The organism is Nostoc sp. 'Peltigera membranacea cyanobiont' 232 (assembly GCF_002245985.1).
Lineage (GTDB): Bacteria > Cyanobacteriota > Cyanobacteriia > Cyanobacteriales > Nostocaceae > Nostoc.
In genome coordinates, this window is the sequence record NZ_NOLK01000026.1 from 1 (window position 1) to 19,462 (window position 19,462).

The 19,462-nt window shown below is 41.4% G+C and carries 19 protein-coding genes, 1 rRNA gene and 1 pseudogene; 9 read left to right on the plus strand and 12 right to left on the minus strand.

From position 1 onward, the window contains the following. A 16S ribosomal RNA gene (locus tag CDG79_RS11340) occupies nt 1-126 on the minus strand; the annotation flags it as partial. Nucleotides 127-454: 328 nt separating this feature from the next. Beyond that, a pseudogene (locus CDG79_RS11345) lies at nt 455-838 on the minus strand (transposase); the annotation flags it as partial. Nucleotides 839-1,008: 170 nt separating this feature from the next. Here CDG79_RS11345 and CDG79_RS11350 point away from each other — a divergent pair. Further along, on the plus strand, nt 1,009-2,286 hold the full coding sequence (locus CDG79_RS11350) for a lipid-A-disaccharide synthase (RefSeq protein ID WP_094342229.1): 1,278 nt from the start codon (nt 1,009-1,011) through the stop codon (nt 2,284-2,286). A 44-nt stretch (nt 2,287-2,330) separates the two neighbouring features. Here CDG79_RS11350 and CDG79_RS11355 read toward each other — a convergent pair whose 3' ends face one another. After that, the gene (locus CDG79_RS11355) at nt 2,331-2,717 is read right to left on the minus strand and encodes a hypothetical protein (RefSeq protein WP_094342230.1); all 387 of its coding nucleotides are present in this window, start codon (nt 2,715-2,717) and stop codon (nt 2,331-2,333) included. A gap of 373 nt (nt 2,718-3,090) precedes the next feature. Further along, on the minus strand, nt 3,091-4,038 hold the full coding sequence (locus tag CDG79_RS11360) for an NAD-dependent epimerase/dehydratase family protein (protein WP_094342231.1): 948 nt from the start codon (nt 4,036-4,038) through the stop codon (nt 3,091-3,093). Between the two features lie 415 nt (nt 4,039-4,453). Here CDG79_RS11360 and purD point away from each other — a divergent pair, with 415 nt between their 5' ends. From purD to nblS, 4 genes are all read left to right on the plus strand, one after another. Further along, complete coding sequence (gene purD / locus CDG79_RS11365; RefSeq protein ID WP_094342232.1) at nt 4,454-5,755, plus strand: phosphoribosylamine--glycine ligase; 1,302 nt, start codon at nt 4,454-4,456, stop codon at nt 5,753-5,755. Continuing rightward, entirely contained in the window at nt 5,727-5,948 is a 222-nt protein-coding gene (locus CDG79_RS43605; RefSeq protein ID WP_223278100.1) for a XisH family protein, read from the plus strand. The genes purD and CDG79_RS43605 overlap by 29 nt, the downstream gene beginning before the upstream one ends. A gap of 96 nt (nt 5,949-6,044) precedes the next feature. Continuing rightward, nucleotides 6,045-6,389, plus strand: a complete 345-nt coding sequence (locus CDG79_RS11375; RefSeq protein ID WP_094342233.1) for a XisI protein — start codon at nt 6,045-6,047, stop codon at nt 6,387-6,389. Between the two features lie 118 nt (nt 6,390-6,507). After that, a complete protein-coding gene (gene nblS, locus CDG79_RS11380; RefSeq protein WP_094342234.1) occupies nt 6,508-8,454 on the plus strand; it encodes a two-component system sensor histidine kinase NblS in 1,947 nt (648 codons plus the stop codon). Nucleotides 8,455-8,628: 174 nt separating this feature from the next. On the opposite strand, the gene CDG79_RS11385 is transcribed toward nblS, so the two are convergent. Continuing rightward, a complete protein-coding gene (locus CDG79_RS11385; RefSeq protein WP_094342235.1) occupies nt 8,629-9,000 on the minus strand; it encodes a zinc ribbon domain-containing protein in 372 nt (123 codons plus the stop codon). A gap of 257 nt (nt 9,001-9,257) precedes the next feature. On the opposite strand from CDG79_RS11385, the gene CDG79_RS11390 reads away from it, so the two are divergent. Then, complete coding sequence (locus tag CDG79_RS11390; protein ID WP_094342236.1) at nt 9,258-10,640, plus strand: AAA family ATPase; 1,383 nt, start codon at nt 9,258-9,260, stop codon at nt 10,638-10,640. Continuing rightward, entirely contained in the window at nt 10,637-11,353 is a 717-nt protein-coding gene (locus CDG79_RS11395) for a ParB N-terminal domain-containing protein (protein ID WP_094342237.1), read from the plus strand. The genes CDG79_RS11390 and CDG79_RS11395 overlap by 4 nt, the downstream gene beginning before the upstream one ends. A 330-nt stretch (nt 11,354-11,683) precedes the next feature. Here the strand turns inward: CDG79_RS11395 and CDG79_RS11400 are convergent, their stop codons facing one another. Beyond that, complete coding sequence (locus CDG79_RS11400; protein ID WP_094342238.1) at nt 11,684-12,631, minus strand: glycosyltransferase family 2 protein; 948 nt, start codon at nt 12,629-12,631, stop codon at nt 11,684-11,686. Between the two features lie 76 nt (nt 12,632-12,707). Further along, entirely contained in the window at nt 12,708-13,721 is a 1,014-nt protein-coding gene (locus CDG79_RS11405) for an Npun_R2821/Npun_R2822 family protein (protein ID WP_094342239.1), read from the minus strand. 587 nt (nt 13,722-14,308) lie between these two features. On the opposite strand from CDG79_RS11405, the gene CDG79_RS11410 reads away from it, so the two are divergent. Continuing rightward, nucleotides 14,309-15,211 (plus strand): MFS transporter, encoded by a 903-nt coding sequence (locus tag CDG79_RS11410; protein ID WP_223278101.1) that lies wholly within the window; start codon nt 14,309-14,311, stop codon nt 15,209-15,211. 38 nt (nt 15,212-15,249) lie between these two features. Here the strand turns inward: CDG79_RS11410 and CDG79_RS11415 are convergent, their stop codons facing one another. The 5 genes from CDG79_RS11415 to CDG79_RS11440 all read right to left on the minus strand — a co-directional run bounded on the left by CDG79_RS11415 (nt 15,250) and on the right by CDG79_RS11440 (nt 18,599). Further along, complete coding sequence (locus CDG79_RS11415; protein ID WP_094342240.1) at nt 15,250-16,641, minus strand: IS110 family transposase; 1,392 nt, start codon at nt 16,639-16,641, stop codon at nt 15,250-15,252. A gap of 534 nt (nt 16,642-17,175) precedes the next feature. Then, nucleotides 17,176-17,457, minus strand: a complete 282-nt coding sequence (locus CDG79_RS11425; RefSeq protein WP_223278102.1) for a hypothetical protein — start codon at nt 17,455-17,457, stop codon at nt 17,176-17,178. 34 nt (nt 17,458-17,491) lie between these two features. Further along, nucleotides 17,492-17,824, minus strand: a complete 333-nt coding sequence (locus tag CDG79_RS11430; RefSeq protein WP_094342242.1) for a hypothetical protein — start codon at nt 17,822-17,824, stop codon at nt 17,492-17,494. Continuing rightward, on the minus strand, nt 17,814-18,125 hold the full coding sequence (locus tag CDG79_RS42260; protein WP_094342243.1) for a hypothetical protein: 312 nt from the start codon (nt 18,123-18,125) through the stop codon (nt 17,814-17,816). The genes CDG79_RS11430 and CDG79_RS42260 overlap by 11 nt, the downstream gene beginning before the upstream one ends. Nucleotides 18,126-18,308: 183 nt before the next feature. Then, nucleotides 18,309-18,599 carry a hypothetical protein gene (locus CDG79_RS11440; protein WP_094342244.1) on the minus strand — a complete coding sequence of 97 codons (291 nt, stop codon included), beginning with the start codon at nt 18,597-18,599 and terminating at the stop codon, nt 18,309-18,311. 457 nt (nt 18,600-19,056) lie between these two features. On the opposite strand from CDG79_RS11440, the gene CDG79_RS11445 reads away from it, so the two are divergent. Further along, nucleotides 19,057-19,434: a hypothetical protein gene (locus CDG79_RS11445; RefSeq protein WP_094342245.1), complete on the plus strand. Its 378-nt coding sequence runs from the start codon at nt 19,057-19,059 to the stop codon at nt 19,432-19,434. The last annotated feature ends 28 nt before the right edge of the window (nt 19,435-19,462 follow it).

Here is a 19,462-nt window from a genome sequence, read left to right on the forward strand (position 1 = left end):
GACCTGAAGCCAGATTCTCACGCGTTACTCACCCGTCCGCCACTGTGCCCGAAAGCACCGTTCGACTTGCATGTGTTAAGCATACCGCCAGCGTTCATCCTGAGCCAGGATCAAACTCTCCGTTTTGTTGTGTTTCGAGTTTGTGGCTCCGAAAAAAATATTTCCCGGAATCCTAGTTACTAAATTTTGATTATCTTTTCGGGAAACCCCAAAAGTAAAATCTTGTTGACGAGGATTGGTTTTTTCTTTAAGCTTTCAAAGTATTATGTTTTTCAGGTTCAGTCGTGGTTAGCGTCTCTCGCTTGCCCACTTAACTAGAGTAACTAGTCATCCCTAGTTTGTCAAGGGGGAAATTTATATTTTTTCTAAAAGGGCAAATCGCTTGACTGGTATTACTTTCAACTGAATGGGTTAAGCAACAGGAGTGAGGAGGGGTGAGGTAAAAGCGAAGTGGCTAAAACTTGCCTGGGTGTGAATTAAGAGACCATTTATAGAGTAAATCTTTAGACCACAGACGGCGCAGCATGATACGAGTCATAACAGCTATTGTAGCTTCACTCATTTCTGGAAGACGTTCGTAATCTTTACTGAGACGACGCTACTGATTAAACCAACCAAAAGTTCTTTCTACTACCCGAGGCTTGGTAAAACCTCAAATTCTTTTTCTGTACGGCGTATTACTTCAACATAAGCTTGAATCATGAGCCAGATAGTTAGGGCAAACCGATAGCTGTTATAGGCTGAGTTAACCCAGATGACTTCAACTTTTTCCAATAATTCTGGATATTCCTCTAAATAGTTCCATCAAAGCATAGGATACAAGTACTCTTTCTGAGGCATATCCTTGGAACGAATTAAGCAATACAGCACTTCCGGCGGCTATGAGGTACATCCTCAAAGCTGAAAGCTATGATAGGAGAGGGGTAAGAGGAAAACTGTATTGCATAATAGCCGGAAGCGCTGTATTTGTCTCTTGACTAATGATCCCTAACTCTTGACCATTAACTAATGACTCAAGTAGATATTCTCATTTTATCAAATGGCCCAGGTGAGGTTACAACCTGGGTACGCCCAGTAGTAAGGGCGTTGCGACAAAAATTCGGCGATGACCGAAATCAAGTTAGGATCAGTGTAGTCTTATCGCCTTGCTCAAATGCTAGTGGTAAAGAAGCTGCGATCGCACTTTCCTACCCAGAAGTAGATAGAGTACAAGGAGCAGAGTATTTTTGGCAATTTTTGCTTTGGGGTAAAACTTTTGATAATTGGGATTGGAGAAGTAGCGGTGTAGTAGTTTTCCTCGGTGGCGATCAAATTTTCCCCGTAGTCATAGGCAAAAAGCTCGGATATCGGACAGTAGTTTACGCCGAATGGGAAGCGCGGTGGCATAAGTGGATCGATCGCTTTGGCGTGATGAAACCCAAAGTTGCTGCTGTTGTCCCCCAGAAATATGCTCACAAATTTACCGTTGTGGGTGATTTGATGCTAGAAGCAGGGGAAAGCCTAGATTCAAATTCCCCTTCAGCTATCACTCCATCACTCAAAACTGAATTTATTGGTCTACTTCCTGGATCAAAAGCGGCAAAATTAGCCCAAGGAGTACCATTAACTTTAAGCATTGCCGAATATATTCGCGCAAAAAGACCGCAAACTAAATTTGTGATTCCTGTAGCCCCAACTTTGGATTTGCAAACTTTAGCTAGTTTTGCCGATCCTCAAAGGAACTCTATTGCTAAAATTTTTGGCTTTGGTGGTGCTTCCTTAATTGCCCCGGAGGACGCTAGAGGCAAACCATTGCTCAAAACAGCAACGGGCTTAATTGTGGAACTGTGGCAAGAAAACCCTGCATATCAATTATTATCCCAGTGCTGCATCTGCTTGACTACAGTGGGGGCAAACACAGCCGAACTCGGTGCTTTAGGAGTGCCAATGATTGTTTTACTACCAACGCAGCAACTTGATGCTATGCGTTCTTGGGATGGTTTACCTGGGTTGTTGGCAAATCTGCCAGGAATAGGTACGCCTTTTGCTAAGGTGATTAATTGGTTATTCCTGAGATTATTGAGACGCAAAGGTTTATTAGCATGGCCAAACATCTGGGCACAAGAAGAGATAGTGCCAGAACTTATGGGTAAACTCCAACCACCAGAAGTTGGGGAAATGGTTTTAGACTTATTAGCCCATCCAGAAAAATTGGATGATATCCGCACTAAACTCCGTAATATTCGTGGCGAAAGCGGCGCAGCCCAGAAGATAGCAGAGATTGTTAGCGAAGAAGTTGAGAAATAGCGAGAGATGGGAGAGCAGTAGGTCTTTCGTCTTCGCCTTTCTACTTAATCTGAAGATTCTCCATCCCTGCGCCCAAGTTCATAAATGCCAGCGCCCATACAAGCTAATATTCCTGTACTAATTCCCCAACTTTCACCTAAACTAATTTCCAGACCCCAGTTACATAAAGCGCCAACTACCAAAAAAGGCGTGATGCTAAATAATGATGCATAGAAAGCGTTTTGGGATTCTCTGGTTTTACGAGTCTTTTCAAACTCTGTCTGGCTGGTGTAAAGCGATCGCTCGGCAAAGTTAAACCAACGGTTGAGTTGTTCGATTACCCATTCATTAACTGAGGAAAAACCTAGATATAGCGCCAATGACCACAAACTCGCTCCGGCGATCGCGATCGTGTTTAACTCAAAGCGGAAAGGTAAAATTTCAGTCAGCATGGCTTATGAGAGTCCTGCAAAGGGTTAACTTTAGCTGTCAGTAGATGCTAAACAAACCTCTTGTGCAATTTTAAGCATAAAGGTTAACAAGATTTCAACTAGTTGCTAACTCTCCTAGTTTTTTAACAGATCGCAAAAGTCGCCACCCTCGAACAACTCTTACTAGGGTGGAGATAGGGAGGGGTGATGATGATTAAAACGGAAGTTGGCGGATCTCTTCTGTATACAGCAGATTGCAAGTAAGTTACAAAATGCAGGACTCATGCATCTATAAAGAGTTTCTACCTCCCACCTCCTGCCTCAAAACCTGTAGCTTCTGACTTCATGCAAGGGAAAACTGCTGTAAGTCCCAAAAGAAAATAAGCAATGCCCTTTAATACAACGACTTAATCCACTGCCATTCTTGTGTCAAACCTTCTCTTAGAGAAACTTTTGGCTGATATCCGAGAATCTTTTGCGCTTTAGACACATCAGCAGCAGTGTGACGGGCATCTCCCATCGCTTTTTCTATGTGGTTTCTTTTGATTGGTTTCCCAACGATTTCTTCAATCGTATCTAAGACTTCTGCTAAAACCACCCTGCTACCACCACCGATATTCAAGATTTCTCCCACTGCTTCGGGTGCGGTGGCGGCGGCTAAATTGGCAGCGATGACATCACCAACAAACGTAAACTCCCGCGTTTGCTGTCCATCGCCGTAAATAGGAATCGCCTCATCCTGCAAAATCGATTTAAAGAATTTATGGAATGCCATATCTGGGCGCTGTTTAGGGCCATAAACTGTGAAATATCGCAATGATACAGATGGCACACCAAAGTTTTTATGATATAGTCTGCACAAAGTTTCAGCCGCTAGCTTAGTAATACCGTAAGGAGAAACAGGTTGAGGGCAAATTCCCTCATGAGTGGGTAATGTTTCTGCATCACCATATACGCTTGACGAAGAAGCAAATACTAATCTTTTCAGGTGTTTAGCATCTTTAGCTGCTTCTAGCAAGACTTGTGTAGCGTTAATATTTCTTTCTGTGTAACCCCGAAAAGCTTTACCCCAACTCGCTCTGACACCTGCTTGTGCTGCTTGATGGTAAACTACATCAACATCTTTTAAGAGTTCCTGCCAATCTAAAAACTGAATATCTGCTTCGATTAATGTAAAGCCAGGTGATGAATGTAAATGTGCAACATTCTTACGCTTTAACATCGGATCGTAGTAATCATTGAATTCATCAATCCCGATCACTTCTTCCCCTTGTTGTAGCAATATCTCTACGAGTTGAGAACCAACAAAGCCGGCAGCTCCAGTAACGATAATTTTAGCCATGTTACCTATTTTTTGATATTTTCATAAATTTCTATATTCACAGGTTAGTACTTGTAATCAACGATCGTCATTACTTAAGCTTGATTTTTTAATCAATTATTGTACTGTTTTAAACACAAACATTACTTAAATAAATATACCTAACAATTCATTTCATGCTAGTATATTTATTGAGGTATTGCTGTTAAAAAGAGTAATAAATATACTAATTGACAAAATTGAATCTTAAGAATAGCCGCAGTTGAAATTCCAACAACAGAATCGACTTAAAACCGATATAGATAATTCTTTCTCCCCCCATCCTGCCTCTTTTAGTCATAAGGGGGCTTGCACAAGTGTGATAATTGGTGAAAAAATTGATCCGCGAGAGCCGAATAGGGAATTCTCGTTTCGCAAGGGACGCACGAGGAAATCAGTGAAAGTTTTAGTCGTAGGTAATGGAGGGCGCGAACACGCTCTGGCATGGAAACTGTTGCAATCTAAGCAAATCGAGCAAGTTGTCTGTGTACCAGGGAATGGAGGGACAGCAAGTATGGAACGTTGCCAGAACTTGCCCCTAGCAGTAGATGATTTTGAGGGCATAAGCCGATATGCTCTGGAAAATGGTATCAGTCTAGTAATAGTTGGTCCAGAAGTACCTTTGGCAAAGGGAATCACAGATTACCTCCAAGATAAAGGATTGATGGTATTTGGGCCAGTCAGAGCCGGAGCGCAAATTGAAGCGAGTAAAGCTTGGGCAAAAGCCCTGATGCAAGAAGCAGGAATTCCGACGGCGCAGGCTGCGGTATTTACGGAGGCAGCAGCAGCAAAATCTTATGTAAGAGCTAAGGGAGCGCCAATTGTCATTAAAGCTGATGGCTTGGCGGCTGGTAAGGGTGTAACAGTGGCCGAAACAGTTGCACAGGCAGAAAGTGCCGTGGATGCAATTTTTCAGGGGCAATTTGGCAGTGCTGGTGAATTTGTTGTTATTGAAGAATGTTTAATTGGGCAAGAGGTATCAGTTTTAGCGTTAACTGATGGCTTAACAATTCGACCCTTGCTGCCCGCTCAAGACCATAAGCGGATTGGTGATGGCGATACGGGCGAAAATACTGGTGGGATGGGAGCATACAGTCCAGCACCCATCGCTACGCCAGAATTGATGGCACGCATTCAAACAGAAGTCTTAGAAAGAGCGATCGCCACCTTACGAGCAAAAGGCATTGACTACCGAGGTGTACTGTATGCTGGGTTAATGATTGCACCCAATGGCGACTTAAAGGTTTTGGAATTTAACTGTCGCTTTGGCGATCCAGAAACCCAGGTGATTTTGCCACTGTTAGAAACACCCTTAGAAGAATTGATTCTAGCCTGTGTGCAGCAACGATTAAGTGAATTGCCGCCCATTGCTTGGAAAGGTGGAGCATCTGCCTCTGTCGTTGCAGCTTCAGGTGGTTATCCAGGAGTTTATGAGAAAGGCCAGGTAATTACTGGCATTGACAAGGCAGAGGCAACAGGAGCAACTGTATTTCATGCAGGTACGAAATTGAACCACCAACAAGAAATAGTCACAGACGGGGGTCGAGTATTAAATGTAACTGGAATCGGAGAAAATTTTGAGCAAGCGATCGCCCAAGCCTACGCTGCAATCAAATATATTCAGTTTGAGGGAATATATTACCGGAGAGATATCGGTCATAGAGTGGTCAGTGGGAAGCAGGGGGAGCAAACCTCATAAGCGATCGCCTGACCTTGCTTATTCAAGAAGTTGTGCGGGGCAAAAACTTGTTATTGAAGTGAAAAGCTTTGTTGGCGCATCAAAGATACAAGATTTGAAAGAGGCTCTTGGTCAGTATGACATCTACCGTTATCTTTTAGAGGAAATAGCGCCAGAGCGTAAACTTTACCTTGCTGTTGGTGCGATCGCTTGATAATTGCTTTTTTAAACAGGATGTAATTCAACTCATCCTTCACAAACATCAACTTCCACTCATTGTCGTCGATACAGAGACAGAGGAGATCGCACAATGGATAAATTAATTGAGTATCCCCAGATAATTAAGCGGATCTTGACGGAGTATATAGAACTATGTAACCGTCATCCTAACCAAGACATGGAAACATTTTTGATTATGGATGAGCCAAAGGGTCACTATATTTGGATGAACCTTGGTTGGCAAAATGGCGAACGCATTACTGGTATGACTGTTTACGTGCGGATTCGCGATCGCAAATTCTGGATCGAAGAAGATTGGACTGAAGATGGGATCGCAACTGACCTAGTTCGTGCAGGTGTTGCCAAGGAAGATATAGTGTTGGCATTCCATGAACCTAAGATGCGGCAGTACACAGATTTTGCAGTAGCATCATAGCGGTTGTTGCTCCTGCACTTTTCCATCTCTCTCTCCCCTCTAACATATTTGTCGAATTAACTGTTAATTTTTAAGTTGTTGGGCTTTATAACAAAGACTACTAACAACTTTATTTAAGATGCTAAGTCTGTTAAAAACAATTCGAGATGCGATCGCAAGTTGGTGGTCTGAATTCACACTCCAGACCAAACTGCTGGCTGTAGCCACATTGGTGGTTTCATTGGTAATGAGTGGTCTGACCTTCTGGGCTGTGAATACAATTCAGCAGGATGCGCGGATGAATGACACCCGCTTCGGGCGTGACTTGGGGCTGCTACTTGCTGCCAACGTTGCTCCCCTAGTTGCTGACAATAATCTCAGTGAGGTTGCCCAATTTTCTCAACGCTTCTACAGCAGCACCTCTAGCGTGCGTTATATGCTCTACGCTGATGAAAATGGGGAAATCTTTTTTGGCATACCTTTTTGGGATGCCGAGGTAGAAAACTCCCTCACCATTAAACGGCGAATCCAACTGCCAGAAGATTACCCAGGAGATGGGGAAAAGCCGATGGTGCGGCAACACATGACCCCAGACGGCGTTGTTACCGATGTGTTTATTCCCCTGATCGTGAACAAAAAATACTTAGGTGTATTAGCGATCGGCATTAACCCCAATCAGACTGCGATCATTTCCACCAATTTTACCCGCGATGTCACCATTGCCGTTTTTATCACCATTTGGGTAATGGTAATTTTGGCAGGAGTGATTAACGCCTTGACCATTACTAAGCCAATAAAAGAACTGCTAGTGGGGGTGAAGGAAATTGCTACCGGGAATTTCAAGCAGCGCATTGATTTACCTTTAGGGGGCGAACTGGGGGAGTTAATTTTAAGCTTTAATGAGATGGCAGAGCGATTAGAGCGCTATGAAGAACAGAATATTGAGGAACTGACCGCAGAAAAAGCCAAGCTAGAAACCCTAGTTTCCACGATCGCAGATGGTGCTGTCTTAATTGACAACAACATGCAGGTGATATTAGTCAACCCCACAGCGCGGCGAATTTTTGGCTGGGAAACTACTGATGTGGTAGGCTGCAATGTGTTGCATCACTTACCGACAGATGTACAAATGGAAATCTCTGGCCCTTTGTACGAAATGGCAGCAGGGGAATGCGAAAGTGCCGAATTCCGAATTTTTATTAACCAACCCACCCCACGGACGATCCGTATTCTCTTAACTACAGTACTGAATGTGCAAAGGGAAAGCATCAAAGGCATTGCGATTACTGTCCAAGATATAACCCGTGAGGTGGAATTAAACGATGCAAAAAGCCAATTTATCAGTAATGTTTCTCACGAACTGAGAACGCCATTGTTTAACATCAAAACCTATATTGAAACCCTGCATGACTACGGCGAAGACTTAGCTTTACAAGAACGGCAAGAGTTTCTGCAAACAGTCAATCATGAAACCGATCGTTTAACCCGCTTAGTTAACGATGTTTTAGATTTGTCAAAACTTGAATCTGGTCGCCAGTATAATTTTGATGGCGTAGATTTAGCCCAAGCGATCGAGCAAACATTGCGTACTTACCAACTCAATGCTAAAGATAAAGGTGTTGAACTTGTTCAAGAACTTGCTCCTAATTTGCCGCTAGTAATGGGTAATTACGATCTGTTAGTACAAGTGTTTGGCAACCTAATTGGTAATGCTCTCAAGTTCACCAAAGCCGGTGGTAAAGTGGCAATCCGCGCCTACCAACTAGATTTTAAGCCCAATCACACCCAATCTTCTCCAGTGCGGATTGAAATTTCCGATACTGGAATTGGCATCGCCACAGAAGATCAGCACTCAATTTTTGAACGCTTCTTTCGCGTAGAAAACCGAGTCCACACCCTAGAAGGCACGGGTTTAGGATTATCGATTGTCAGAAATATCATCGACAGACATCGTAGTAAAGTCCATCTCGTGAGTGAAGTCGGTATTGGGACAACTTTTTGGTTTGATTTAACCGCCTTTGAAGAAAAAGCCCCACCGATACAAGTTGAAGCTATTGCAGAAGCATCCAAAATCACCACAGGTTGAAGAATGGGGTATGGCGTAACCGCTCAATAATCCGGGGTAAATCCCTCAGTGACAAGCCTCAAATGGCGTAAAATCGTTCCCAATATGGTAGTCCGCCCCGATTTATTGAGCGGATACGGTATGGGGCATTAGTTATTCTTTCTCCCCCATCTCCCCACTCCTACAAAAAACAAATCAAGGTCTTAATATCACGAACAAAAAACAGACTAATAATAAACCTAATAGCAACAGCAAAGCCTGATTGCGTTTTACCCAACTTTTCACAGTTACAGCAAAACTGTTAGTGTAATGCTGCTGTTGCAAATCTAACTTTGTCTCTTCAATATTTTGGTAGAGGGTACAGTCTTTGGCGTAAGGACGCTGAGGAAAATTGCAAGTATCATCAGCGTGATAGGTGCAAGTATCGCACAGATACCCGTCCCCAGTGGCGCGGTGCAATGGAATACCGGGATGACCATAAGCTTTGAGTGTTGTCCGGCAATAAGGACAATTAATAGCTTGACTATCAACGAGTTGATGGCAGTGGGGACAAGATACAGTAGCCAAAACCTTTAGTGCAAATAGGTAAACACCTTGATTCTAGCCATTTACAAGGATAATGGGGAAATACATACGTATCTTGTTAATTTTGAGTATAGCTATCTCTCAAAATTGTTTATTTAAGCAGTAAAAGTACTAAGTTTTTGTCGATAATTTAGATTGTTAAGTGATTTCTATCACTCAAAATGATTAAGGCTATGGCATAATCTAGCAAATATGAGGTTTTGTCCCAAGTCCAATAATTATTTAGAGGTAGAAAAATATTGCCTTTTAATCCTGAGCTATGCCGCAATGAAAGCGAAGTTGAAAGCAAACTCATAGTGCAATATTTGCTACCGCAGCTAGGTTATACTCCTGACACCTGGCATCAAGAGGTTGCCGTTGGTAGCATCCGCTTAGATTTCTTAGCATTTGCCGCACAGGTGATTCCCTTTGTCTTAGATGCCAACTCACCTTTGAGTGTCGTCATGGAGGCAAAGCATCCCAAACAAAACTTAAATCATCATGTCCCCAGACTCAGGCATTATTTAACCAGCTTGAATGTCAGGTATGGATTGCTGACTAACGGCAAAGAGATTAGAATTTATCAAAAATTGCAGACTGATATTCAATTAATATTTCAATGTTCTGGGAAGGACGTTGAGACAAAATTAGAGAATATTAAAGGTTTAATTGGTAGAGAGAGTTTAAAAGAAGAAAAGTTAGTAGATAAATCAGAACTTCAAATAGAAAATAATTCCAATTTTGAAACAAAGAGGCAACATTCAATGAAAACAATTGCAATTTACCACAATAAAGGCGGCGTTGGTAAAACTACCGTTGCAGTCAACCTTGCAGCAGCATTACGTAAAAAAGGTAAAAGGGTACTTTTAATTGATATAGATTCCCAGGCTAATACTACTTTTGCTACAGGATTAATTAAATTTCAATTTGATGAAGATGACGATTTACGGGATTCTAATATCTATCATTTGTTAGAATCAGGTGATTTTTACTTAATACCCGATGTTATTCGAAAATCACATTACTTTAATAATCCTGAATTAGATGTTATTCCTGCACATATTAATTTAATAGAAGGACAGTATAAACTTAATCAAATTGATGCTAGTAAGACTAGGTTAGTTACAAAATTAAAAAAAGTAGAGCCAGAATATGATGTTGTTATTATTGATACACCTCCATCCAGAGATTTATATGCTAAAGTAGCACTTGTTGCTGCTGATTACCTAATAATTCCTTCAGATTTAAAGCCATTTGCAAATCAAGGATTGTTAAGTGTCAAAAACTTTATTATAGAAGTTAATGAATTTAGAGAAATGATAGGAAAACCACACATTATATTAATGGGTATCCTGGCTTCAAAAATTTCTACTAATTCTAAATTTTTACAATATACTTTTCCTAAACAAAGGAGCGTGATTTCAGAACGTTACAATCTACCTTTGATGGAAGCAGTAATTTATGATAGAACCGTGCTATCAGAATGTATGAATCAGACTATAACAGTTGGAGATTTAGAATATCCTGATCCCAAATCTGTTGTTAAATATGCAGAAGAAGTAAAATCAGATGCTCAAAAATCTGCTATGGAGTTTGAAATTTTAGCAGATGAAGTGTTGATAGGAATAGGTTTAAATAAATGATGAATTTCTCTTTAGTAGATGTAAAAAGTATTATTTCTAATGAACCTCGTTCAAATTTTTCAGAGGCTGATTTGGAAAACCTCGCAGACATAATTATAGAAACTGGAGGAATTATCAGACCATTAGTTGTAAAAATGACAGGAGTAGAGAGTTATACGGTAGTTGATGGACATTTTGAATATTATGCTGCTGTCAGGGCGCGAGAAAAAAATCCTCGGCAAGCTGAAATGGTTAATGCCTTTGTTATCGCTCCAAAATTAGAGGATTTAGTACTAAAGCAAGTTGTATCTCTCAAAGGAATTGATTTTTCTGCTGAACAAGTAAGACCACAACCTGAAACAACAAAATTAGAACCACGTTTAGCAAATTTAGAATTACGTCTTGAGAAACAATTAAATGAATTTAAGTCAGAATTTATACAAGAAAGACAGAGAATAGAAAATCAGTTCAAGCAACTTGAAAACCTTATTCCCCAAAAGGGTGAACAGAGTAATCCACTTAGTTTGTTGAACTCTTTGGATAAAGACGAGTTATCTATAAAGTTACAACGCTCTAGAATTTCTGGTGCGGAAAAACTTGCAAAAGGCATATTTGATGCTCGATGTAAGAAACCGAAGCAGAAGTTTGAAGATTACCGAGATGTAGTAAAGTCTGTTAAAAACTTGGGTGATAAAACAATTTTGACTATTATTGATGAGTGGTCAAGAAGTTAGTAGTTATTAAAATAAATTTTTTGCGGTGTAAAAACTCGGGAGCATCCCACTTTTTTGCATGTCATTGCGAAGCGTTACGAAGCAATCGCAAAATCTCCAACTAAGTGCGACTCCATGCGATTGCTTGTCTGCGACACGCTCTTGCGAACGTCGTTCCTCCTCTCTACGAGACGCACTTGCGTTCGCAATGACAGTTATTCTTTCATGGGAAAATAAAAACTGGGATGCACCCAAAAACTCTGCATACTTTCTCTACGTTTCTGCATGAGCGACCAAGTACTTGATACAAGCGATGCCTTGCGGTAGGCTGTGCCAAAGCGTTTATATAGCCTAACCCCGCGCCTGTCGCAGTGCATCAAACGCCTTACCTCGCAACCCAACTGGTAACAACGATAATCCTAAACCAGTCCAAGCTTTAGGAGTTGAAAAAGACTTTCCTGCCAAAACTAGCTCCCTGCCTTTTTGCGTTTCACCCTTTTCAATTAAACGCAAACCTAATAATAACTGCGTTTCAGTTAGACGATTTTTCCTGACTTTCTCTAATTTTTCAGACTCAAACTTATAATTTTCTAAATACTGGATTTTATCAAATAAATAAGGAATAGCTCGATTGATACCTTGCTGCTCTGCATGAGTGCGATATTCCATCAATAATTTTGGTAAATAATAACCCTTTTTTCCAGCCAAGGCTAGACGTACAAATAAATCATTGTCCTCACAATTTTGCATATTTGGCTGCATATATCCTAATTCTTGCAATGTTTTACAGCGAAATAATGTCGCCCCAACTTGAAAGCTTTGTTGAATAAATACAACTTCCAACAAATTATCTACAATACCTGCTGGTAAATTCTTCCTACCCCAGCGATGAGAATTTTCTTGAGTTTTTTCCTCATCCCGGACATTGTTAATATCAATTATCCAATGGTCTGTACCAACAAAATCAATGCTAGAGTCTTGAGCAAGAATAGCTGCCGTACTTGCAAGAAAATCGGGTGTTAGCCGATCGTCGTCATCAAATTTAATAAAATATTCACCACTGGCAGCATCAAAACCAGAGCGCATATTATTACTTTTACCAATATTTTGCAGATGACGGATATATTTAATCCGTTCGTCTGTGTACTGTGACATCAACTCAGGTGTGCGATCGCTAGAACCATCATCACAAACAATTAGCTCAAAGTCTTGCTCAGACTGATTTAGTACACTGTCAATGGCGTAAGGAAGAAGATGAACACGATTAAAAGTAGGAACGCAAACAGTAATTTTAGGCATAAGATTCTATACTAAATATAAAAAATAGACAGCTTATATCAGTTGCTAATTTAAGGCATCGTCAATCAAGCTATATTTAGCGGATAGCTCTTTGAATTTTATTGATTGTTTTGTTGAAAAGTTTATTAGTCTTTGCAATTATACTAGGTGGTTTTAACTTTTTTGGTCTTTGTTCTGGCTGTTTGAGAAAACGATAATGTAAAAACTCATTTGCATAACAGATATTAACATCTTGTCCTTGACATAACTGAGCAAAATCATGAGAGGAATAGCTCATATAATGGATACGATGAATGGGTTTTAAGCCATCTTGATTGTAAAGAACATTATTAATATTGACGAAAGGATCTGCATTGGCACAGTTACCTGTTCTATCTTCACCATTGGGACTAAGTGTAAAGTTAAAAAGTGGGCGATCGCAGCGCAAAGTCATATAGTTAAACAAAAAAGCATCATCCCACCATCCATTGATCCATTCAACTTCCCTATGGGTAATTAATCGCTCTTTCATTATTTGAATTTCTTTAACAGTAAATAGCCCTCGTTTAGAGCCAAAAAAGCTAGAGCAATGTAGCTTAGAACGGATATCTGCTTCTGTATATAGTCCAGTTTGTTCTATAAGTGGAATATTTAACGCTGCAACAGCTTCATCCTTAACATGTTCCCAATCATCAAAAATAAAATCGGATGTTTCTAGCTTGTCAATTACATTATTGAGTGGCTTCATTGCCAAACTATCACTATCATAAAATACGAATTTATCAAAAATCCCCTCAAAGCCAACAAACTTTCTTTGTAAATGACTTTTGTACCAACTAGAACGTGATAACTTTGTCTCTTTTTTACTAGACTGAGCAGCCCAGACCTGATGAGCAAATTCTTCCCAGCGTTGAATTACGTCCCAATTATCAAACAGGATTACATTCTTTCGAGCATTAACTTCTTGCCTAACTAGGTCTAGTTGTTCATTGTATGGAATAATACAAATAGGGATATCTGCGCTAATATTCACCTCAATGCTGTTTAGTAAAGCTACTAATTGGTCAAACACCACATCATTAGCAAGGGTGTAAATACCGAAAGAATCCATTTTGATAAACCCTTTTTATCTCTAGTTACTGAGCAACGCAGACAATATTATCGTTATTTCCTGAGCTATTATTCCCAAATAACGAATAATATACACATCTTTACGCTTTGTGCTGAGAGATCGAGGAGAAAGCGATTTTGGTTAGTTTGGATGATACTAGATTCCGCCACTTTTGAGTCATTGCTTATACTGGAACTTCTGAAGCTTGCTTCTTAGAGTTGTCTATGATATTTTGCTAAATAGCATAAGTACAATGACTCTATCGATTTACCGTATTTTACAATGCTATCAAATAGCCGAAGGAGTTTGGAGTTAAGATCGCTGAGATAATCTACCAAATATATAACAAGTAGAAAAGCCATTCTTGTTGATTGAGAAGTCGATGCCTGACATATACCTGAATTTTTCAACGAAGCGCCTGCTGCGATCGCTCTGAACAAAATCATCAATGGTAGGGATGAAATACATAGTCTGGGATGGAAGCGACTAATTTCGTTTCCTGAACTTGGTAGTCAGGATAGCATCCTACAATTAATATACGTATACAAACTATTCATAATCGTACTGTCAAAGGCGGAGGCTAAACATTGGGACAATTGCAAGCACAACCTCTGGTTTTGTCAGACTCTCAAAAAAATTGGGTTTTACTCGGTGTTGGACTTGGGGTGTTCATGTCTACCCTCGATGTGGGCATCATCAATGTTGCTTTACCCACATTGGTACAAGCCTTTGATACCAGTTTTCCTACAACCCAATGGGCGGTATTGAGTTACCAGTTGGTCAGTTCTGGTTTAGTTTTGGGGGCAACGCGCTTGGGAGATATGTGGGGCAAAAAGTCCTTATATCAGGGGGGACTTGTTCTGTTTACCTTAAGTTCGCTGTTGTGTGCTTTTGCACCTAGTATTGAGTGGTTGATTGCCTTTCGCGCCCTTCAAGGACTGGGGGCGGTGTTCATTTCTGGGCTTGGTTTGGCAATTATCACAGAAGTTTTTCCATCTTCCGAACGCGGTCGGGCTGTTGGCATTATCGGTAGTGTTGTGTCACTGGGAATTGCTTTTGGCCCTTCGGCAGGCGGACTACTCTTAAGCTGGTCAGGCTGGCGTAGTATATTCTCGATCAATGTACCGTTAGGGATCGTAGCTAGTTTTTTGGTAGTTAGGGTAGTGCCACCTTCTGCACGGATTGAGGGTAAACAAAAATTTGACTTTTTTGGAGCCATATTAGCTTTATTGACTCTGGGTAGTTTTGGTCTGGGTATGACATTAGGGCAAAGCCAGGGCTTTGGCAGTACTAATGCACTGATATTATTAGCGATCGCTGCCGTAAGTTTCACAATTTTTTTGGTAGTTGAAGCGATCGTAGAACAGCCGCTACTAGAGCTACACCTGTTTCGTAATCTTCAGTTGAGTATGGGTTTGCTAAGTGGCTGGCTAGCATTCATTGTTATTGGCGGTTCGCTACTCATCGTCCCTTTCACTTTAGCTAGCTAAGTGATGTCAAATAGCTAGCAATGGTTAGGAATGAGGAATTAGGTGTTACACGAGCGCTTCAGTTCTTTGAACAGCAATCTACAACCGTAGGCGGCTGTTTGGGAGATAACCAAATTACCAAATCCCTTCTTAACTTGGTTTTGTTTCACCCCAGGGGCGATATCCTTGGGGGCCATCGAGGACGCTAAACTCAACTGCATTGTCTGCAATGTGAGGTTAAGGGTTGCTTCCAGTTGGGGCTGTAGATCCTTTGACACCATTGGAATCAGATTTTGGATTAGCGATCGCTGAAATTCTTGAAGTGCTTTTTGCTGAAGTCGAGCGACTGCTTTCTTTTTCCAAAGTTCTGGATTGTCCTGGAATTGGGCTTTTCTACCATCATAAAAGTTACCCAATTTCTCGCCAATTTCATTTTTGGGTCGGGCATGGGCTGGGGCAATCATGTCTAGAACCCACAGATATAATTGTGTTCTACACAACTTAGAACCGGCTCCGGTGTTCATGGTTTCCTTGTCCCCGGAACTGAACTCCTCTTTCGCCATTCCCAGCCGCCGCTTAAATCGACCGAGAGATTCAAACTTGGTAATGGGGTAAATTTGGCTAATGAGCAATGCTTGGGGACGCGCACCAATACCAAATTCTTGAAAAACTTGGGTGTACGCTGCAAACTGGGGTTGCTCCAAACAAGAGAGAATTTCAGTGTTAATTTCATTCTCCCAGTCTTGCAAATCACACAATAGGTTAGACAAGCGACGGGTAAAAGCAGAAATTTCAACCCCGTAGGTTTTAGCAATTGAGCGGTTGTAAAGTCGCTCATAGTAATTGGTGTTTCTGGTTAAATTGCGCTCTCTTCCAGCTAACCATGCCCACATTGGTAGCATCCCATCGCTCTTGCTAGGGTCTGACTTTGATAGCGCAGCTTCTGGGAATTCTCTGGCTAACTGTTGCCGTGCCCGGTTGATAATTGGGGACTTAATGCGGTTGACCGACTGCAATTGCAGCCAAGATTGACGCATTTGGGCAATCACCCCAGGCTCAAACTGAAGAAAAAATTCATCATCTCCCCAGTGGGCAATGGCATAGGCAGCTAAAGCTAAGGCATCAGCTTGGTCATTTTTATCAGGCAATTTATTTTGTTTGCGATAATGTACAGCTTCCTGGTGTCCAACCCACAATACCTTTATCCCTTCACAAGCACAGATGTGGGCCCAAATCCAGGAGTAATGAACTCCGGTAGGTTCCATGATCACAGCGTCTGGTGCAAGTTCAAGAAGTGCTTTCACTCCCTCAGCGTTAGCTGTAAATGTTAGGGAGTCGTCGTCTTTAGAGCGTTTATTTTCTCGAAAGTGAGTCCTAAAGTTCTTGGGAATACTCTCTAAAACCCAAGCAACAACGCTGTTTTTGCAAACATCTAATCCAACAATTTTCATTTTTCAAGGTTCAGTAATGGGAGTTTTATTTGCAGCAAAAACCGTGCTAAAATGGGTCACGAATCTCCCAAATTAGATTAACAATTCACTTTTAAACCCAACACGGGCGGAAATAATTAACAGCAGTGGATTCGTGAAAGGGAGAAACTTAATTAGGTCATTTCTGTCTAAAAATCCGTACTGCTGCTGTTATTTCCCTCTAGCTTGCACTAGAGGCGAGTGAGTTGCGCGACCCAACCCGCGACTAGGGCATTGCCCTAGTTTCGGCTACTGGGTCAAGTAGCCATCATCAGGCGATTTCCTCCTCACAACAAGGAAATGCGTCTACGATGTTGTTTAGTTCTTGGCACGGATCGATCAGTAATTTTCTCATCTCTCTATCCGTTCCAATACTCGAATATTCATTTTTGCTAATGGTTTGCAAAGCCTTGTCAATCCGGGATTTGCAATATTGAAGCTGATGCCAAATCAAGTAATAATCCCACGTTGGATCTGGTGATCCATTAAGTTCAAAATCGCAGTCCTTTTGATTATTCATAAAATATTTCTCCGATTTTTTGAGCGGTAATTGCTACTAGAAGCTTCCAGCCAACTCTCCATAATTGTTGTGGCATTATCACCGAAAAATTCCTGTTTGTCGCCGTTGTGCCAAGTTACAACAGCGATTGGACTGGGTGATTTTTCAAACTGAAGCTGACGAATTTGGGCTAAATTTATCCACCCAGCAGTGGGCAACTTACAAGTAAACACAGTGGGAACTGATATAATGTGCATGATTTGTGGATGGGGTAAGCCCAATTCAAGAAGCGATCGCACTCTTCCGACCGAGAGTGCGAAAGCTATTAATTATCTAAAAACCATCGGGGATGCCACTACTGTTGGTTGCATCCCCAGACTCAAAAGGCACATCGCCTGGGTCTGGTTCTACCGCAGTTAAAGCAGCCTTTTGTTTTTCGATCTGTTTCAGTTCATCTCTGAGCTGTATAATCCGGTCTTTTAGATCGTCGGCTTCAATTTCTAGGTCTACTCGCTCACTGACTTTTCTCTCAACAAGTTCGATTAACTCCGTTGCTTTTTGCTCTGGATTGTCAAGTACATTAATGTTGGCTGTTATCTCTAAATGCCTGGATTCATAATTTCCTAGATTAAAGATGCGCCTGCAAGTGATGATTTTAACTTCCATTTCGTTTATCTAAATCCTCAAGTATTTTTTTTAGTGTTTTCACAGCGACATAAGAGCAAGCAAATACCTTAGCCTTTTGCTCCAGATCCATGCTTGTATCTGATGAAAGAGCGGATACAATTCCTTGTTGAATTTCACGCAATTGCTCAATTTCTTGCTTGAATTGCGTCACCTTGCTTACCTGTTGTCGATGCCGTGCTTTCCCGATCAAAAGCCACTTCAAATATTCCATCCGTCCGACAAAGAAGGCTCTTATAAGCATCTGCATCAGAGCGCTTTCTGAAACGGGCAACGCAATCATTGGAACCACTTGGTAGGCGCTGAAAAACAGCCCACGGACGTATATTATCCTGGTAAGAATTCATCAAAAATATCTCCTAATCGCAATTCTGAATAGGTAAAACGGGGAACCAGGGCTGATCAGTTGGGATACCCAAAAATCAGTCCCTCCCGATTTTTTTGGGATTTTTTTGGATTTTAATGATTATGCGCTCGGTGAATTACTCCACCGAATTTGATTAATCAGGGCTTCCAGTAAACCTTCCCTGTCATGTAGGGGTAGCGAACTGTTGATTTGATGACCAACTACATAGATTTCTTCGCGGCATTGTCCAGGGGACTGATCGCAAAGTTGAATGGCGATCGCCTGAATTAAATACAGCTTCTCGCGGCGAGTCATCAGTTCAAATCCACTACCGTATTCCTGTTGGAGGGAATCTAAGAGGGAACCATCGTTAATGGTGCAACTGGTAAAGTGACCGATGGGTTTTGCCATTAGATAAAGCTGGCTCCCTCCACCTCGATGATCACGAACTTGCCCGTGAAGCGCACAGATTTGATAGTCGATCTAGAGTCCATTTCCTCGTCTACAGCTATTTCAGCCTCCTGGGGGAACGCTTGCAGCTGTTTGATTAGTTCTTTGACAGTCATTTCGGTAATTGCGTTTATAAGTGTGCAGATATAGGACAGAAGAAATCACCGCGCTGCAAACTCGTTACAGCGCTCAGTTCTTGGTGATTGGCAGGGTGTTTCCGCGCAAGGTGGCGCGGGTGCTTGCTCCGGTGAACACGCAAAGGGTTAGGCGTGGGGGAGCAATTTATGTTGCAAAATCATTTGCACGTGATAGTATCCTTAAATAGTTATTGCACGTGCAATAATATAAGTCAAGAATATTTTTTACAAAGCACGTGCAGAAGCATCTATTTAGCACGTGCAATAATTTAGGGGTTACTATGCCTATAACAAATGACAGAAGAAGCCACGGCAGACAAAAAGACAGTCAACGCGACTCTAAGGATGTCATCTCAAGACTGGGAAGCGCTGAAGGACAAAGCAGCCCAATTAGGAATGACTCGAACACAGTTTTTTACCCAGATAGCGAGGGGAGAAATCAAGCTAGACCACGGGTTGCTCCTGGAGGACAAGCAACTATTGGGGGAATCCATCGTAGGCTGAAAGAATTACACCAAGCTTGCTTAAGTCTGATTGAATCTCAGCAAAAGCAACTTGAAACCAGCCTACAGAACAGCAAGGAACTAACAACAGAGATATATGATTTACAGAAACTGTTAGCTGAAACCTTAAAAGACATACCAGAAGAACCCGAATAAAACCGTCCTGCCTGCAAAGGTTGGGCGG

Bases quoted from the DNA above. Each gene is read 5' to 3' on its own strand.
- CDG79_RS11350 (WP_094342229.1), top strand. From the start codon at position 1,009: ATGACTCAAGTAGATATTCTCATTTTATCAAATGGCCCAGGTGAGGTT.
- CDG79_RS11355 (WP_094342230.1), bottom strand. From the start codon at position 2,717: ATGCTGACTGAAATTTTACCTTTCCGCTTTGAGTTAAACACGATCGCG.
- CDG79_RS11360 (WP_094342231.1), bottom strand. From the start codon at position 4,038: ATGGCTAAAATTATCGTTACTGGAGCTGCCGGCTTTGTTGGTTCTCAA.
- CDG79_RS11375 (WP_094342233.1), top strand. From the start codon at position 6,045: ATGGATAAATTAATTGAGTATCCCCAGATAATTAAGCGGATCTTGACG.
- nblS (WP_094342234.1), top strand. From the start codon at position 6,508: ATGCTAAGTCTGTTAAAAACAATTCGAGATGCGATCGCAAGTTGGTGG.
- CDG79_RS11395 (WP_094342237.1), top strand. From the start codon at position 10,637: ATGATGAATTTCTCTTTAGTAGATGTAAAAAGTATTATTTCTAATGAA.
- CDG79_RS11400 (WP_094342238.1), bottom strand. From the start codon at position 12,631: ATGCCTAAAATTACTGTTTGCGTTCCTACTTTTAATCGTGTTCATCTT.
- CDG79_RS11405 (WP_094342239.1), bottom strand. From the start codon at position 13,721: ATGGATTCTTTCGGTATTTACACCCTTGCTAATGATGTGGTGTTTGAC.
- CDG79_RS11415 (WP_094342240.1), bottom strand. From the start codon at position 16,641: ATGAAAATTGTTGGATTAGATGTTTGCAAAAACAGCGTTGTTGCTTGG.
- CDG79_RS11430 (WP_094342242.1), bottom strand. From the start codon at position 17,824: ATGGAAGTTAAAATCATCACTTGCAGGCGCATCTTTAATCTAGGAAAT.
- CDG79_RS42260 (WP_094342243.1), bottom strand. From the start codon at position 18,125: ATGATTGCGTTGCCCGTTTCAGAAAGCGCTCTGATGCAGATGCTTATA.
- CDG79_RS11440 (WP_094342244.1), bottom strand. From the start codon at position 18,599: ATGGCAAAACCCATCGGTCACTTTACCAGTTGCACCATTAACGATGGT.
- CDG79_RS11445 (WP_094342245.1), top strand. From the start codon at position 19,057: ATGCCTATAACAAATGACAGAAGAAGCCACGGCAGACAAAAAGACAGT.